At 67.4% G+C, this 15,249-nt stretch carries 17 protein-coding genes; 15 read left to right on the forward strand and 2 right to left on the reverse strand.

What is annotated here, in order from left to right; genetic code table 11:
• Positions 1 to 137 precede the first annotated feature (137 nt).
• From AACL56_RS08615 to AACL56_RS08680, 14 genes are all read left to right on the forward strand, one after another.
• The gene (locus AACL56_RS08615; RefSeq protein WP_339089410.1) at positions 138 to 1,085 is read left to right on the forward strand and encodes an ABC transporter ATP-binding protein; all 948 of its coding nucleotides are present in this window, start codon (positions 138 to 140) and stop codon (positions 1,083 to 1,085) included.
• Positions 1,086 to 1,176: 91 nt separating this feature from the next.
• On the forward strand, positions 1,177 to 1,932 hold the full coding sequence (locus AACL56_RS08620; RefSeq protein WP_339092832.1) for an ABC transporter permease: 756 nt from the start codon (positions 1,177 to 1,179) through the stop codon (positions 1,930 to 1,932).
• 122 nt (positions 1,933 to 2,054) lie between these two features.
• Entirely contained in the window at positions 2,055 to 2,297 is a 243-nt protein-coding gene (locus tag AACL56_RS08625) for a BolA family protein (protein WP_339089411.1), read from the forward strand.
• A gap of 43 nt (positions 2,298 to 2,340) precedes the next feature.
• The gene (gene murA, locus AACL56_RS08630; protein ID WP_339089412.1) at positions 2,341 to 3,630 is read left to right on the forward strand and encodes a UDP-N-acetylglucosamine 1-carboxyvinyltransferase; all 1,290 of its coding nucleotides are present in this window, start codon (positions 2,341 to 2,343) and stop codon (positions 3,628 to 3,630) included.
• Complete coding sequence (gene hisG, locus AACL56_RS08635; RefSeq protein WP_339089413.1) at positions 3,627 to 4,280, forward strand: ATP phosphoribosyltransferase; 654 nt, start codon at positions 3,627 to 3,629, stop codon at positions 4,278 to 4,280. Before murA ends, hisG begins: the two co-directional genes overlap by 4 nt.
• A gap of 23 nt (positions 4,281 to 4,303) precedes the next feature.
• A complete protein-coding gene (hisD, locus tag AACL56_RS08640) occupies positions 4,304 to 5,626 on the forward strand; it encodes a histidinol dehydrogenase (protein WP_339089414.1) in 1,323 nt (440 codons plus the stop codon).
• A gap of 35 nt (positions 5,627 to 5,661) precedes the next feature.
• On the forward strand, positions 5,662 to 6,495 hold the full coding sequence (locus AACL56_RS08645) for a hypothetical protein (RefSeq protein WP_339089415.1): 834 nt from the start codon (positions 5,662 to 5,664) through the stop codon (positions 6,493 to 6,495).
• A gap of 5 nt (positions 6,496 to 6,500) precedes the next feature.
• Entirely contained in the window at positions 6,501 to 6,878 is a 378-nt protein-coding gene (locus AACL56_RS08650; protein WP_339089416.1) for a hypothetical protein, read from the forward strand.
• Between the two features lie 34 nt (positions 6,879 to 6,912).
• On the forward strand, positions 6,913 to 7,608 hold the full coding sequence (locus tag AACL56_RS08655) for a suppressor of fused domain protein (protein WP_339089417.1): 696 nt from the start codon (positions 6,913 to 6,915) through the stop codon (positions 7,606 to 7,608).
• Positions 7,601 to 8,683, forward strand: coding sequence for a histidinol-phosphate transaminase (gene hisC, locus AACL56_RS08660; RefSeq protein WP_339089418.1), 1,083 nt, complete (start codon positions 7,601 to 7,603; stop codon positions 8,681 to 8,683). Before AACL56_RS08655 ends, hisC begins: the two co-directional genes overlap by 8 nt.
• Positions 8,680 to 9,297, forward strand: coding sequence for an imidazoleglycerol-phosphate dehydratase HisB (gene hisB, locus AACL56_RS08665; RefSeq protein WP_339089419.1), 618 nt, complete (start codon positions 8,680 to 8,682; stop codon positions 9,295 to 9,297). Before hisC ends, hisB begins: the two co-directional genes overlap by 4 nt.
• Positions 9,298 to 9,316: 19 nt before the next feature.
• The gene (hisH, locus tag AACL56_RS08670) at positions 9,317 to 9,976 is read left to right on the forward strand and encodes an imidazole glycerol phosphate synthase subunit HisH (RefSeq protein WP_339089420.1); all 660 of its coding nucleotides are present in this window, start codon (positions 9,317 to 9,319) and stop codon (positions 9,974 to 9,976) included.
• Positions 9,977 to 10,038: 62 nt separating this feature from the next.
• Entirely contained in the window at positions 10,039 to 10,779 is a 741-nt protein-coding gene (gene hisA / locus AACL56_RS08675; RefSeq protein WP_106935539.1) for a 1-(5-phosphoribosyl)-5-[(5-phosphoribosylamino)methylideneamino]imidazole-4-carboxamide isomerase, read from the forward strand.
• Between the two features lie 19 nt (positions 10,780 to 10,798).
• The gene (locus AACL56_RS08680; protein WP_339089421.1) at positions 10,799 to 11,971 is read left to right on the forward strand and encodes an AAA family ATPase; all 1,173 of its coding nucleotides are present in this window, start codon (positions 10,799 to 10,801) and stop codon (positions 11,969 to 11,971) included.
• A gap of 52 nt (positions 11,972 to 12,023) precedes the next feature.
• Here AACL56_RS08680 and AACL56_RS08685 read toward each other — a convergent pair whose 3' ends face one another.
• Positions 12,024 to 12,923: an amino acid ABC transporter substrate-binding protein gene (locus AACL56_RS08685; protein ID WP_339089422.1), complete on the reverse strand. Its 900-nt coding sequence runs from the start codon at positions 12,921 to 12,923 to the stop codon at positions 12,024 to 12,026.
• Between the two features lie 11 nt (positions 12,924 to 12,934).
• On the reverse strand, positions 12,935 to 14,242 hold the full coding sequence (locus AACL56_RS08690; RefSeq protein WP_339089423.1) for a dicarboxylate/amino acid:cation symporter: 1,308 nt from the start codon (positions 14,240 to 14,242) through the stop codon (positions 12,935 to 12,937).
• Positions 14,243 to 14,410: 168 nt separating this feature from the next.
• Here AACL56_RS08690 and AACL56_RS08695 point away from each other — a divergent pair, with 168 nt between their 5' ends.
• Positions 14,411 to 15,244 carry a D-hexose-6-phosphate mutarotase gene (locus tag AACL56_RS08695; RefSeq protein WP_339089424.1) on the forward strand — a complete coding sequence of 278 codons (834 nt, stop codon included), beginning with the start codon at positions 14,411 to 14,413 and terminating at the stop codon, positions 15,242 to 15,244.
• Positions 15,245 to 15,249: the final 5 nt, after the last annotated feature.

The following is a 15,249-nucleotide window of genomic DNA, read 5'->3' on the forward strand; positions in this document are numbered from 1 at the left end:
CCGGCCATTCACTTCGCTTTGCCGCGTGTGATCCCTCGCCCTCCGACGAGTGAGGCCCGGCCCGGCGGCGGCCGCATGAGGGCATCGGGGCGCTGCGCGGCGCGCTTGCGGCTCGGCCCGTAAAATCGCCGGCTCCCATGCCCGCGATCTCATTCCAATCGGTCTCCAAGACCTATCCCCCCTCCAGACAGCAGAAAGCCCAAGGCAAGCCGGGGCTCAAGGCCGTCGACGAGGTTTCCTTCCAGATCGAGCCGGGCGAGTTCTTCGGCCTGCTCGGCCCGAACGGCGCGGGCAAGACCACCCTCATCAGCATGCTTGCGGGCCTCTCGAAGCCCACGTCAGGCGCGATCGCGGTCCATGGCTTCGACGTGCAGCGCGACTATGCGCAGGCACGCCGCCAGCTCGGCATCGTGCCCCAGGAGCTGGTGTTCGACCCCTTTTTCAATGTGCGCGAGTCCCTGCGCATCCAGTCGGGCTACTTCGGAATCAGGAACAACGAAGCCTGGATCGACGAGCTGCTGCAAAGCCTGGGGCTGGCCGACAAGGCCACCGCCAACATGCGACAGCTCTCGGGCGGCATGAAGCGCCGCGTGCTGGTGGCGCAGGCGCTCGTGCACAAGCCGCCGGTGATCGTGCTCGACGAGCCCACTGCCGGTGTCGACGTCGAACTGCGCCAGACGCTCTGGCAGTTCGTCGCCCGGCTCAACAAGCAGGGCAGCACCGTGCTGCTCACCACCCATTACCTCGAGGAGGCCGAGGCGCTATGCAGCCGCATCGCGATGCTCAAGCTGGGCAAGGTGATCGCGCTCGACCGTACCAGCGAACTGCTGAAGTCGGCTGCGAGCAACGTGCTGCGCTTCAAGACCGACGCCATGCTGCCATGGGCCATTGCCCAGCATGCGCGCATCACCGGGCGCATCGTGCAGCTGCCTGCGCAGAACGCCCATGAAGTCGAACAACTGCTGGCCGCGATCCGCGAAGCCGGCGTCGCGGTGGAAGACGTGGAAATGCGCAAGGCCGACCTGGAAGACGTGTTCATCGACCTGATGGCCGGCGAGCAGACCCCGCTGGAGGTGGCGCGATGATCGCCGCGCCGGGCCGCCCCAGGCAAGCGAAGCTCCCCTCCCGGGGGAAGCGCGGACACGCAGTGTCGAGCAAGGGGGGCATATGATCGCGGTGACGGGCTGGCGCGCGCTGCTCTACAAGGAAACGCTGCGCTTCTGGAAGGTCGGCTTCCAGACCGTGGGCGCGCCGGTGCTCACCGCGCTGCTGTACCTCATGGTGTTCGGCCATGTGCTGGAGGACCACGTGAAGGTCTACGGCACCGTCGGCTACACCGCCTTCCTCGTGCCGGGCCTGGTGATGATGAGCGTGCTGCAGAACGCCTTCGCCAACAGCTCGTCGTCGATCATCCAGAGCAAGATCATGGGCAACCTGGTCTTCGTGCTGCTCACGCCGCTGTCGCACTGGGGCTGGTTCCTGGCGTACGTCGGCTCGTCGATCATCCGCGGCCTGGCCGTGGGACTCGGCGTGTTCCTGGTGACCATGTTCTTCGCAATGCCGAACTTCGTGGCGCCGGTGTGGATCGTCGTGTTCGCGCTGCTGGGCGCGGCCATGCTCGGCACGCTGGGGCTCATCGCCGGGCTGTGGGCCGAGAAGTTCGACCAGATGGCGGTGTTCCAGAACTTCCTGATCATGCCCATGACCTTCCTGTCCGGCGTGTTCTATTCGATCGGCTCGCTGCCGCCGTTCTGGCAGAACGTGAGCCACCTGAACCCGTTCTTCTACATGATCGACGGCTTCCGCTATGGCTTCTTCGGCGTCAGCGACGCGTCGCCGTGGCTGAGCTTCGGCATCGTCGGGACCGCCTGGCTGGTGGTGAGCGCGATCGCCGTCCATCTGCTGCGCATCGGCTACAAGATCCGGGGCTAGAGAATGGCTCTTCCCCAGGCTGCGCGCACTTCGTGTCGCTTCGCCAACCCCCTTCCGGAGGCGACACCTGCGGCCCGGCAGCGCCGGTTCCGCAGTGTCCCCCGATCGAATACCTGTATCTCATGACCGCTGAAGAACTCCAAGCCATCATCGCTGCCCACCTGCCGTGCGAGCACATCTCGCTGGAGGGCGACGGCCGACATTGGTACGCGACCATCGTCTCGGCCGAATTCGAGGGCAAGCGCTCGATCCAGCGGCACCAGCGGGTCTACGCCACCCTCGGTGCGAAAATGCACACCGACGAGGTGCATGCGCTTTCGATGAAGACCTACACGCCGGCCGAATGGGCCGCAGTGGAAAAATAACGTTCCGGCCCTTGCAGGGGCCTTTGATTTCGCTGGAACTTCGATGGACAAACTTCTGATTCGCGGCGGGCGAGAGCTCCGCGGCGAAGTACTCATTTCCGGCGCCAAGAACGCCGCGCTGCCCGAGCTGTGCGCGGCGCTGCTGACCGACCAGCCGGTGACGCTGCACAACGTGCCTCGCCTGCAGGACGTGTCGACCATGCTCAAGCTGGTGCGCAACATGGGCGTTTCGGCCGAGCGCGACGACAGCGGCACCGTGCGGCTCGATGCGGCTGACCTGACCAACCCTGAAGCCCCCTACGAGCTGGTGAAGACCATGCGCGCCTCGGTGCTGGCCCTGGGCCCGCTGCTGGCACGCTTCGGGCATGCCAAGGTGTCGCTGCCGGGCGGCTGCGCCATCGGCTCGCGGCCTGTCGACCAGCACATCAAGGGCCTGCAGGCCATGGGTGCCGAGATCGTGGTCGAGCATGGCTACATGGTCGCGCGCCTGCCCGAGGGCCGCACCCGCCTGAAGGGCGCGCGCATCCTGACCGACATGGTCACCGTCACCGGCACCGAGAACTTCCTGATGGCCGCCGCGCTGGCCGAAGGCGAGACGCTGCTCGAGAACGCCGCGCAGGAGCCCGAAATCGTCGACCTGGCCGAGATGCTGATCCGCATGGGCGCGAAGATCGAAGGCCACGGCACCAGCCACATCCGCATCCAGGGCGTGGAGAAGCTGCATGGCTGCGAACATGCCGTGGTGGCCGACCGCATCGAGGCTGGCACCTTCCTGTGTGCCGTGGCGGCCACCGGCGGCGAAGCCTTCCTGCGCCACGCGCGCGGCGACCACCTCGACGCGGTGATCGACAAGCTGCGCGACGCCGGCTGCAAGGTCACGTCAGAAAAGGATGGCGTGCGCATCAGCTCGAAGGGCCCGGCCCACGAACACCTGAAGGCGCAGAGCTTCAGCACCACCGAATATCCCGGTTTCCCGACTGACATGCAGGCCCAGTTCATGGCCCTGAACGTGATCGCGCGCGGCGCCTCGATGGTCACCGAGACCATCTTCGAGAACCGCTTCATGCACGTGAACGAGATGGTGCGCCTGGGTGCGCACATCCACGTCGAAGGCAAGGTGGCGATGGTCGAGGGCGTGCAGCAGCTCTCGGGCGCCACCGTGATGGCCACCGACCTGCGCGCGTCCGCCAGCCTCGTCATCGCCGGCCTGGTGGCCGAGGGCGAGACGCTGGTCGACCGCATCTATCACCTGGACCGGGGTTACGACCGGATGGAATCGAAACTGCGCGGCCTCGGTGCCGACATCGAAAGAATGACGGGAGCCTCCGCATGATCACCCTGGCGCTTTCAAAGGGCCGCATCTTCGAAGAGACGATGCCCCTGCTGGCCGCCGCCGGCATCGAGGTCACCGAGGACCCCGAGAAGTCGCGCAAGCTGATCCTCGAGACCACCCGGCCCGACGTGCGCGTGGTGCTGGTGCGCGCTTCCGACGTGCCCACCTACGTGCAGTACGGCGGCGCCGACCTCGGCGTGACCGGGCTCGACGTGCTGCTCGAGCACGGCAACCAGGGCCTGTACCAGCCGCTGGACCTGCGCATCGCGGCCTGCCGCCTGAGCGTGGCGGTGCGCAACGACTACGACTACGCCTCCGCGGTGAAGCAGGGCTCGCGCCTGCGCGTGGCCACCAAGTACGTCGGCCTTGCGCGCGACTTCTTCGCCAGCAAGGGCGTGCACGTCGACCTGATCAAGCTCTACGGCAGCATGGAACTCGCGCCGCTGACGGGCCTGGCCGACGCCATCGTCGACCTGGTCTCGACCGGCAACACGCTCAGGGCCAACCACCTCGTCGAGGTGGAGCGCATCATGGACATCAGCGCCCGCCTGGTGGTCAACCAGGCCGCGCTGAAGCTCAAGCGCGAGCCCATCCGCCGCATCATCGACGCCTTCGCGTCGGCCATTCCCTCGCCCAGTCCTTCCGCCTGAAACCCGAACAACCCCGCACGCCCATGACCTTGAACGCAGCTCCCGCCCGACTCTCCACGACTTCAGCCAGCTTCGACGCTGAATTCAAGGCGCGGCTGCATTGGTCCGCTGACGACGACGCGGCCATCGAGAAGGTGGTGGCGGACATCCTGGCCGACGTGCAGAAGCGGGGCGACGAGGCGGTGCTGGAGTACACCAACCGCTTCGACAGGCTCGACGCGAAGACGCTGCACGCGCTGGAGTTGACGCAGACCGAGCTGAAGGCCGCGTTCGACGCGCTGCCGGCCGTACAGCGCGAGGCGCTGGAGTCCGCTGCGCGCCGCGTGCGCAGCTATCACGAGGCCCAGAAGAAGGCCAGCGGCGAAAGCTGGAGCTACCGCGACGCCGACGGCACGCTGCTGGGCCAGAAGGTCACGCCGCTGGACCGCGTCGGCATCTACGTGCCCGGCGGCAAGGCGGCCTATCCGTCGAGCGTGCTGATGAACGCCATTCCGGCGCACGTGGCGGGCGTGGGCGAGATCATCATGGTCGTGCCGACACCGAGGGGCGAGAAGAACCAGCTGGTGCTTGCCGCCGCCTACGTGGCCGGCGTCACGCGCGGGTTCACCATCGGCGGCGCGCAGGCCGTGGCCGCGCTAGCCTACGGTACCGCCACCGTTCCCGCCGTCGACAAGATCACCGGCCCCGGCAATGCCTACGTGGCCGCCGCCAAGCGCCGCGTGTTCGGCACCGTGGGCATCGACATGATCGCCGGCCCGAGCGAGATCCTGGTGCTGGCCGACGGCACCACGCCGCCCGAGTGGGTGGCGATGGACCTGTTCAGCCAAGCCGAGCACGACGAGCTGGCGCAGAGCATCCTGCTGTGCCCCGACGCGGCCTACATCGATCGCGTGCAGGCCGAGATCGATCGCCTGCTGCCCACCATGCCGCGCGCGGAGATCATCGCCGCCTCGCTCAACGGCCGCGGTGCGCTGATCCACACGAAGAGCATGGAAGAGGCCTGCGAGATCAGCAACCGCATCGCGCCCGAGCACCTGGAAGTCAGCAGCAGCGAACCGAACCGCTGGGAGCCGCTGCTGCGCCACGCCGGTGCCATCTTCCTGGGCGCCTTCACCAGCGAAAGCCTGGGCGACTACTGCGCCGGCCCGAACCACGTGCTGCCCACCAGCGGCACCGCGCGTTTCTCCAGCCCGCTGGGCGTCTACGACTTCCAGAAGCGATCGAGCCTGATCGAGGTGAGCGAAGCCGGTGCCCAGGTGCTGGGCCCCGTGGCCGTCACGCTGGCCGAGGGCGAGGGCCTGCAGGCGCACGCCGAGGCCGCCCGGATGCGGCTGCGTAAGATCTGAGCTTCCGCAACCAGCCTCCGGGGGGAGCAAGCAAGATGTCCGATCGTCCGTTCCGTTCTCGTCTTTTCAGATGGGCTGCCGGCGTTGCCGCGGGCGTCGCGTTGCTGTCCGCCTGCAGCCAGATGCCGCAGGCGCCGCGCGACCTGTCCACCGTGGGCCTCACCTCCAGCGCGGCCCCTGCCGCGCCCGCGCCGCAACTCGGCACGCAATGGGGCGAGGGACTCGAGTCCAAGACCCGCACCGTCATCACCAAGCGGCTGTCCGACCGGCCTGACGACGTGGCCTCGCTGGGCTACAACGAGGACGCTGCCGTCCGCCGCGCCGTCGGGGCCAATCCGGAACGCCGGCTGAGCCTGCTGCTGGCCGACGGCGACGTGGAATGGTCGGTGCTCGACGAGGAGGGCCGTGCGCTGCCGCTGCAGCGCGCCCGCCGCGGCAGCGGCAGTGACGACGACCTGTTCCGGCTCGCCGGCATACAGGGTTCGCGCTACACGCTGCGCTTTCGCAACCTGAGCGAGCGCAGCTACGAGGTGATCGCCACGGTCGACGGCCTCGACGTGCTCAACGGCAAGCCCGGCAGCCTGCGCAACGGCGGCTATGTGCTGCGTCCGCTGCAGTCGCTCGTCATCGAGGGCTTCCGCAAGAGCCAGAGCGAGGTGGCCGCCTTCCGCTTCTCCGCACCGGGCCGCGCGTATGCCGCCAATACCGAGGCTGGTGATGTGCGCAACATCGGCGTGCTGGGTGCCGCGCTGTTCGAGCTCGAGGAGCGCGACACGCCGCGCCGCCAGCGCCGCGGACCGGCTGTCTCGCAGCCCAGCGCCTTCCCGGCCGACGGCGCCTATGCGCCGGAGCCCCGCTACCGGAAATGAAGCGCATGAACCCCTTTTTCTTCCTGAGGCTGCTGCCGCGCCTGTCCGTGGTGCTGTTCGCGCTGGCCGGTGTCGCGGGTGCGCAGGCCATGAGCATCCGCGAGTTCCACACGCTCGAGGTCAAGGAGAAGAAGGAGGGCAAGGCCTACGCCAGCTACTACCTGGTGGGCGTGCTCGAAGGCCTGCGCGAAGCCGGCGATGCCGCGCGCCGCTCGGGCCAGAAGCCGCTGTTCTGCGTGGAGGGCCGCCGGCTCGAGCCCTCGATGGCGCGCTCGCTCTTCGAGTCGGAGCTCAAGCGCAACGCCGAACTCTACGAAGCCGACATGCCCGTGCAGCTGGTGCTGTCGTCCGCGCTGCAGAACAGTTTCCGGTGCTCGTCCTGAATTTTCCGAAGCGTTTTCCGGAGCGTTCCGCCCCATGTTCGACAAGTTGAAGAAGATCCTCGCGGGCGCGGCCCCGACTGCGGCCGAACCCACCCGCGCGCAGCTTCGCCTGCAGGCCATGCTCGACGAACTCGAGGACGAGCCCGAGCAGACCTTCCTGGACAGCGCCGACGCGGAACACCGGGTCGACATCCATGCCTTCGGCCGGAACTTTGTCGAGGACTGCGAGGGCGACGATGACGACGTGGCGGATGCAGGCGCCGACGACGAAGGCTACGTCCTGGTCACCAACGGCATGAGCGATCGCCTCATGCCGGTACCTGCCGGCGGCGTCCCCGAAGGCGCTTCGCGCGCGATCGAGCTGGTCTGGTACGTGCGCGACCTGAACCCCGAGTACATCGCCAACCTGCGCTGGCTCGCGAAGCTGCCGGCCTTCGACGGCTTCTTCCTGGGTTCGGGGCACCGCGTGCCGATGCCCGAGCCGCCGTTGTCGTTCTGCGCGTTCCAGACCTTCTTTTTCCTGTCGCCGATCTACCGCCCCGACGAGCGCATGCTGTCGGGCGTGACGGTGGACGAGGGCGAGGCCGTTGCCACGCTCACCGTCAATCTCATCTCCGAAGCCGAATACGCGCTGGTCAAGCGCGAGAACGGTTTCGGCGAACTGCTCGACCTGTTCGACGCCAACGACCATCCGATGGTCTTCGACCCCCAGCGATCCTCCTATGTCTGACTCTCTACCCGCGCTCCAGCGCATCCGCAGCGACGTGCGGGCCATGCATGCCTACGCGGTGCAGGACGCCAGCGGCTTCATCAAGCTCGACGCCATGGAAAACCCTTTCGGCCTGCCGCCCGCGCTGCAGGCCGAGCTGGGTGCCCGCCTGGGCGCGGTGGCGCTCAACCGCTACCCCGGCGCGCGTGGCGCCGAGCTGCAGCGCGCGCTGGCGGTCCATGCGCAGATGCCCGAAGGCTTCGCATTGATGCTGGGCAACGGCTCCGACGAGCTCATCTCGCTGCTCGACATCGCCTGCGACCAGCCCGGCGCGACCGTGCTCGCGCCGTTGCCCGGCTTCGTGATGTACGCCATGAGCGCCCAGCTGCAGGGACTGCGCTTCGTGGGCGTGCCGCTCACGGCCGACTTCGAGCTCGACGAGGCCGCCATGCTGGCCGCCATCGCGCGCGAGAAGCCGGCCATCGTCTACCTGGCGTACCCGAACAACCCGACCGCCAACCTCTGGGACGACGCAGTCATCGAGAAGATCGTCGAGGCCCAGGGCGCGCAGGGCGGCCTGGTGGTGATCGACGAGGCCTACCAGCCCTTCGCCGCCAGGAGCTACATCGACCGGCTGGCCACGCACCAGCATGTGCTGCTGATGCGCACGCTGAGCAAGTTCGGCCTGGCCGGCATCCGCCTGGGCTACCTGATGGGTCCTGCGGCGCTGGTCGCCGAGATCGACAAGGTGCGCCCGCCCTACAACATCAGCGTGCTCAACTGCGAGTGCGCGCTGTTCGCGCTGGAGCACGCCGACGTGTTCGAGGCGCAGGCCCGCCAGATCCGCGAGGAGCGCGAGCGGCTGATGACGGGGCTCGGCCGGCTGCCCGGCGTCAAGACCTGGCCCAGCGACGCCAACATGATCCTGCTGCGCGTGCCCGATGCCACCAGAACCTTCGAGGGCATGAAGGCTCGCGGGGTATTGGTGAAGAACGTTTCTAAAATGCACGAACTGCTCGCAAACTGCCTGCGCCTCACCGTCGGAACGGCCGACGAGAATGCGCGGATGCTCGCGGCACTCGAAGCCTCACTATGACCACCCCCACCAGCCAGGACAGCGGCGACCGTATCGCGTCCGTCACCCGCAACACCGCGGAAACCAAGATCACCGTCAGCGTCAACCTCGACGGCACCGGCAAGGCCAAGCTCGCCACCGGCATCGGTTTCTTCGACCACATGCTCGACCAGATCGCCCGCCACGGGCTGATCGACCTCGACATCGACTGCCAGGGCGACCTGCACATCGACGGCCACCACACGGTGGAAGACGTCGGCATCACGCTCGGCCAGGCCGTGGCCAAGGCCATCGGCGACAAGAAGGGCATCCGCCGCTACGGCCATGCCTACGTGCCGCTCGACGAGGCCCTGAGCCGCGTGGTCATCGACTTCTCGGGCCGTCCGGGCCTGGTGATGCACGTGCCCTTCACCAGCGGGATGATCGGCACCTTCGACAGCCAGCTCACCTACGAGTTCTTCCAGGGCTTCGTGAACCACGCCTTCGTCACGCTGCACATCGACAACCTCAAGGGCGTCAATGCGCACCACCAGTGCGAGACGGTGTTCAAGGCCTTCGCGCGCGCGATGCGCGGCGCGCTCGAACTCGACCCCCGTTCCGTCGGGGTGATTCCATCGACCAAGGGTTCGCTCTGAAACTCGCCGGCGAACAGCTATGAAATCTGTAGCAGCAAATACCGTCGCGGTCGTCGACTACGGCATGGGCAACCTGCACTCGGTGTCGCAGGCCGTGCGCCACGCGGCCGACCAGGTCGGCGTGGAAGTGTTCGTCACCTCCGACCCCGACGTGGTCCGCAAGGCCACCCGCGTGGTGCTGCCGGGGCAGGGCGCCATGCCCGACTGCATGCGCGAGCTGCGCGATTCCGGCCTCCAGGAGTCGGTGCTCGAGGCCGCAGCCACCAAGCCGCTGTTCGGGGTTTGCGTTGGCATGCAGATGATGCTGTCGCGCAGCGATGAAGGCCCGACCGACGGCCTGGGCCTGATTCCGGGCGAGGTCGTCAAGTTCGACCTGGCCGGTCGCCTGCAGCCCGACGGCAGCCGCTTCAAGGTGCCGCAGATGGGCTGGAACCAGGTGCACCAGGCCCAGCCTCACGCGGTCTGGGCGGGCGTGCCCGACCAGAGCTATTTCTATTTCGTGCACAGCTTCTTCGCCCGTCCGGTCGACCCCAGGCACAGTGTGGGCGAGGCGGAATATGGCGCGAGCTTTACCGCGGCCATCGCACGCGATAACATTTTTGCAACCCAGTTCCACCCAGAAAAGAGCGCGGACCACGGGCTGCAGCTGTACCGCAACTTCCTTCACTGGAACCCCTGAACCCTTTTCCCGCCCGGGCCGAACCCTCCACAGCCCGGACCCTGCCTACTCGCGTCACTTCCATGCTCCTCATTCCCGCCATTGATCTCAAAGACGGCCACTGCGTTCGCCTCAAGCAGGGCGACATGGACCAGTCCACCATCTTCAGCGAAGACCCCGCTGCCATGGCCCGCAAGTGGGTCGAGGCCGGCGCGCGTCGACTGCACCTGGTCGATCTGAATGGCGCCTTCGCCGGCAAGCCGCAGAACCACGCAGCCATCAAGGCGATCCTGAAGGAGGTCGGCGACGACATCCCGGTGCAGCTCGGGGGCGGCATCCGCGACCTCGACACCATCGAGCGCTACATCGACGACGGCCTGCGCTACGTGATCATCGGCACCGCCGCGGTCAAGAACCCCGGCTTCCTGAAGGACGCCTGCAGCGCCTTCGGCGGCCACATCATCGTGGGCCTGGACGCCAAGGACGGCAAGGTCGCCACCGATGGCTGGAGCAAGCTCACGGGCCACGAGGTGGCCGACCTGGGCAAGAAGTTCGAGGACTACGGCGTCGAGTCGATCATCTACACCGACATCGGCCGCGACGGCATGCTCTCCGGCATCAACATCGAGGCCACCGTCAAGCTGGCGCAGGCGCTGACCATCCCGGTGATCGCCTCGGGCGGCCTGTCGAACATGGCCGACATCGACAAGCTCTGCGCGGTCGAGTCCGACGGCGTCGAGGGCGTGATCTGCGGCCGCGCCATCTACTCGGGCGACCTCGATTTCGCCGCCGCGCAGGCCCGCGCGGACGAACTGGCCGCCTGACGCCTCCTTTGCGCAGCGCGTGCTTTCCGCGCTCGCCATCGCCAACTACCGCTCGCTGCGCCAGCTGACGGTGCCACTGGGCCGGCTCACGCTCGTGACCGGCGCCAACGGCAGCGGCAAGTCGAGCGTGTACCGGGCAATGCGCCTGCTGGCCGACATCGCCAACGGCGGGGTGGTCCGCTCGCTGGTGCGCGAAGGCGGGCTTTCATCGACCCTGTGGGCCGGGCCCGAGCGCTTCTCGGCGGCCATGCTGCGCGCAGAGGTGCCGGTGCAGGGCACCGTGCGCAGCGGGCCGGTGGCGCTGAAACTCGGCTTTGCGGGCGTGTCGGCCGAGGATTTCGGCTACGCCATCGACATCGGTCTGCCGCCGCCGATTCCCTCCACGGCGTTCTCGCGCGACCCGCAGATCAAGCACGAGGCCATCTGGAGCGGCCCGCTGCTGCGCCCTTCGACGCAGCTGGTCGACCGCAAGGGCGGCGCACTGCGCCTGCGCGACGGCAAGGGCTGGCAGGCCGTCGGGCGGCCGATCCCGGCGTTCGCCAGCATGATGACCGAGCATGCCGATCCGCGCGACGCGCCGGAGATGCTCACGCTGCGCGAGCAGATGCGCTCCTGGCGCTTCTACGACCATTTCCGCTCGGACGCCGACGCGCCCGCGCGGCAGCCGCAACTGGGCACCTACACGCCGGTGCTGGCCAACGACGGTGCCGACCTGGCCGCGGCGCTGCAGACCATCCGCGAAATCGGCGACAGCGCGGCGCTCGACCGGGCCGTGGACGACGCCTTTCCGGGCGCGCGTGTCGAGGTGCAGGCCGGCGGCGACCGCTTCGAGACGCTGATGCACCAGCACGGCCTGCTGCGGCCGCTGACGGCAGCCGAACTGTCCGACGGCACCCTGCGGTACCTGTTGTGGATCGCGGCGCTGCTGACGCCGCGGCCGCCCGCGCTGCTGGTGCTCAACGAACCCGAGACCAGCCTGCATCCCGACCTGCTGCCCGCGCTCGGGCGCCTGATAGCGCAGGGGGCGAAGGAATCGCAGGTGATCGTGGTGTCGCACGCCGCAAGGCTGATCGCAGCGCTGGAAGACAGCGGCGGCCTGCAGCCGGTGGTGCTCGAGAAGCAGTTCGGCGAGACGCGCATCGCCAATCTCGACATGAGCGAGATACCGCGCTGGGAGTGGCCGGCGCGCTGAACTTGCCGGCGCCGCGGTCCGCTTCGCACGGCGGCGCCGGCCGGGACCCGGCTTACTCGGCCTTCACCGACATCGTCTGGATGATCGTCTCCAGCTGCGCGCTCATCGGCAGGTTGATGCTTTCGCCGGTGGGCAGCTTGCGCAGGAACCAGCGCTTGTACTGGCGCTCGATCTCGCCGTCTTCCGCCAGCACCTGGAACGTGTCGACCACCACCTTGTTGAGCTGGGCGTCCCCCTTGCGGTACATGATCCCGTAGGGGTCGTAGGAGAGGAAGTCGCCGACCACCTCGTAGTTGGCCTTGGCGGCGTCCTGCGCGATCAGGCCGTAGAGCAGCACGTCGTCGGTGGCGAAGGCGTCGGCCTGGCCGCTCTTCACCAGCCCGAACGACTCCGCGTGGTCGGGCGTCACCAGCAGGTTGATGCCGAGCTTGAATTTGTCCGACAGCTCGCGCAGCGTCTTCTCGTTCGTGGTGCCGGCCGTGACCGCCACCTTTTTGCCGGCCAGGTCGCGGAACGACTTGATCGGCGAGCCCTTCTTCACCAGCACCTTCGTGCCCGAGACGAACATCGTCGGCGAGAAGGCCACGCGCTTCTGGCGTTCCAGGTTGCTGGTGGTGGAGCCGCATTCCAGGTCGACCTTGCCGCTGGCGACCGCGTCGATGCGCGAATCGGACGTCACGGGCACCCACTTGATCGTGAGGCTCCTGTTCACTGCGTCCTCGATGGACGTCACCAGCGCGCGGCAGAGCTCGATCGAATAACCGATGGGCTCCTTGCGCGCATTGAGGAACGAGAACGGCACCGACGACTCGCGGTAGCCGATGGTGATGGCGCCCGTCTCGCGCGCCTTGGCCAGCGTGCCGGTGAGCTCCTGCGCGTGTGCCGGAACCGCCAGCGCCAGGGCGGTCAGCCCGGCCGCAAGGGCGAGTCGCAGCATGCCGATGCGTTTCATGGCGTTGCCGCTCACGCGTGCGCCGGGTGGGCGAGGGTGGCGTCGGCTTCCTCGTCGAGCGCCCGTGCGTTGACCTCCGCATCGCTCTCTGAGAGCAGTTCGCCTTCCCACTTCGCGACCACCGCGGTGGCGATGGAGTTGCCGACCGCGTTGGTGGCCGAGCGGCCCATGTCGAGGAAGGTGTCCACGCCCAGGATCAGCAGCAGGCCGGCCTCGGGAATGTCGAAATGGTTCAGCGTGGCGGCAATGACCACCAGCGAGGCGCGCGGCACGCCGGCCATGCCCTTGGAGGTGAGCATCAGGATCAGCAGCATCGTGACCTGCGTGCTGATCGGCATGTGGATGTTGTAGGCCTGCGCGATGAAGAGCACGGCGAAGGTGCAATACATCATCGAGCCGTCGAGGTTGAACGAGTAACCCATGGGCATCACGAAGCTGGAGATCTTGCGCTTCACGCCGAAGCGGTCGAGCGCCTGCAGGATCTTCGGGTATGCGGCCTCCGAGCTGGCCGTGGCAAAGGACAGCAGGAAGGCCTCCTTGATGAGCACCAGCAGCTTGAACACGCGCGGGCCCAGGAACAGGAAGCCCGCCAGCACCAGCACGCTCCACAGCACGAACAGGCCCAGGTAGAAGTCGCCCATGAACACCGCGAACTTCAGCAGAATGCCCAGCCCGTTCACGGCCACCGTGGCTGCCATGGCCGCCAGCACCGCGAGCGGCGCCAGCTTCATGACGTAGCCGGTGATCTTGAGCATGGCGTGCGAGAGCTCCTCGATGGCCGCCACCAGCGTCTTCGCCTTGTCGCCCAGCGAAGCCAGCGCTACGCCGAAGAACATCGAGAACACCACGATCTGCAGGATTTCGTTGTTGGCCATGGCCTCCACGAACGACTTGGGCACCGTGTGGCTCACGAAGTCCTTGAGCGTGAACTTGGAGGTGGCGAGGTTGGCCGATGCGCCGATGTCGGGCAGCGGCAGGCCCAGGTTCTCGCCGGGCTTGAGCAGGTTGGCCATGATCAGGCCGATGACCAGCGAGATCAGCGAGGCGGTCAGGAACCAGCCGATCGCCTTGCCGAACACCCGGCCCACCGACTTGGCGTCGCCCATGTGCGCGATGCCCACCACCAGCGTGGAGAACACGAGCGGGCCGATCAGCATCTTGATGAGGCGCAGGAACACGTCGGAAACGATGGAGACGTAGTCCGCGATCTCCTTGGCGGCCTTCTTGTCGGGAAAGCTCGTGAAGATCATGTAGCCCACGATGATGCCCAGCACCATGGCGATCAGGATCCAGGCGGCCATCGGCAGCTTCTTCTTCATGCGTATCCCCTTGTGTCGTGTGAGAGTGGTTTTTCGAGTGCACGGGACCGACTTGCACGTGCGCCCCGCTGCAAGCGGTCACAGGGTATCCAAGAAGGCCCCGGGGGCGCAATGGGCCCCCGATGCCGATTCCGTGCCAGCGCACGGGCGCTGCCTACAATTCCCGGCATGGAAATCAGCTCGATCGAGTTTCGCGGACAGCCCGCATTGCGTGCCGTCGGCGCCGACGGAAGCACCCTCACGGTGGCCCTGCACGGTGCGCAGGTGCTGTCGTGGACCGCAGCCGACGGGGTGGAAAGGCTCTACCTGAGCCCTTCGGCGGTGTTCGACGGCAAGACCGCCATCCGCGGCGGCGTGCCCGTCTGCTGCCCCCAGTTCAACCAGCGCGGCATGTTGCCCAAGCATGGATTCATGCGCAATCTGCCTTGGAAGCACGAGCCCTCCGAGGCACCCGAGACGCTGCGGCTGTCGCTGCGCGATGGCGACGCCACCCGCGTGCTGTGGCCGCACGCTTTCGAGGCACGGCTCGAAGCGACCCTGTCGCGCGGCCAGCTGCGCATTGCACTCACGCTGGTCAACATCGACCACGCGCCCTGGACTTTCGCCGCTGCACTCCACACCTACCTGCGCGTCGACGACATCGCCGACGTGCGGCTCGAAGGCCTGCAGGGGGCCAACCGCTGGGATTCGCTGCGCGACGACCGCCATGTGGAAACCTCGGCTGCGTTGCATTTCGATGCAGAGTTCGACAGCGTTTACGCATCGCCCGCCCGGCCGCTGCAGCTGGTACAGCCCGACGGCAGGCTCGAGATCTCGCAAAGCGCGAGCTGCAGCGAAACCGTGGTCTGGAACCCGGGTGCGCTGCTCGGTGCGAAACTCGCCGACATGCCCGCGGATGGCTTCAGGCACATGCTGTGCGTCGAAGCCGCCCGCATCGACGAGCCCGTGCTGCTCGAGCCCGGCGCCCAATGGCAGGGCTGGCAACAGCTCCGCGTCCTCTGATTTCC

Source organism: Variovorax paradoxus, from assembly GCF_902712855.1.
Lineage (GTDB): Bacteria > Pseudomonadota > Gammaproteobacteria > Burkholderiales > Burkholderiaceae_C > Variovorax > Variovorax paradoxus_Q.

Excerpts from the sequence above, each read along its gene's own strand:
- AACL56_RS08615 (WP_339089410.1), top strand. The coding sequence starts at position 138 with ATGCCCGCGATCTCATTCCAATCGGTCTCCAAGACCTATCCCCCCTCC.
- AACL56_RS08625 (WP_339089411.1), top strand. The coding sequence starts at position 2,055 with ATGACCGCTGAAGAACTCCAAGCCATCATCGCTGCCCACCTGCCGTGC.
- murA (WP_339089412.1), top strand. The coding sequence starts at position 2,341 with ATGGACAAACTTCTGATTCGCGGCGGGCGAGAGCTCCGCGGCGAAGTA.
- hisG (WP_339089413.1), top strand. The coding sequence starts at position 3,627 with ATGATCACCCTGGCGCTTTCAAAGGGCCGCATCTTCGAAGAGACGATG.
- hisD (WP_339089414.1), top strand. The coding sequence starts at position 4,304 with ATGACCTTGAACGCAGCTCCCGCCCGACTCTCCACGACTTCAGCCAGC.
- AACL56_RS08645 (WP_339089415.1), top strand. The coding sequence starts at position 5,662 with ATGTCCGATCGTCCGTTCCGTTCTCGTCTTTTCAGATGGGCTGCCGGC.
- AACL56_RS08650 (WP_339089416.1), top strand. The coding sequence starts at position 6,501 with ATGAACCCCTTTTTCTTCCTGAGGCTGCTGCCGCGCCTGTCCGTGGTG.
- AACL56_RS08655 (WP_339089417.1), top strand. The coding sequence starts at position 6,913 with ATGTTCGACAAGTTGAAGAAGATCCTCGCGGGCGCGGCCCCGACTGCG.
- hisC (WP_339089418.1), top strand. The coding sequence starts at position 7,601 with ATGTCTGACTCTCTACCCGCGCTCCAGCGCATCCGCAGCGACGTGCGG.
- hisB (WP_339089419.1), top strand. The coding sequence starts at position 8,680 with ATGACCACCCCCACCAGCCAGGACAGCGGCGACCGTATCGCGTCCGTC.
- hisH (WP_339089420.1), top strand. The coding sequence starts at position 9,317 with ATGAAATCTGTAGCAGCAAATACCGTCGCGGTCGTCGACTACGGCATG.
- hisA (WP_106935539.1), top strand. The coding sequence starts at position 10,039 with ATGCTCCTCATTCCCGCCATTGATCTCAAAGACGGCCACTGCGTTCGC.
- AACL56_RS08685 (WP_339089422.1), bottom strand. The coding sequence starts at position 12,923 with ATGAAACGCATCGGCATGCTGCGACTCGCCCTTGCGGCCGGGCTGACC.
- AACL56_RS08690 (WP_339089423.1), bottom strand. The coding sequence starts at position 14,242 with ATGAAGAAGAAGCTGCCGATGGCCGCCTGGATCCTGATCGCCATGGTG.
- AACL56_RS08695 (WP_339089424.1), top strand. The coding sequence starts at position 14,411 with ATGGAAATCAGCTCGATCGAGTTTCGCGGACAGCCCGCATTGCGTGCC.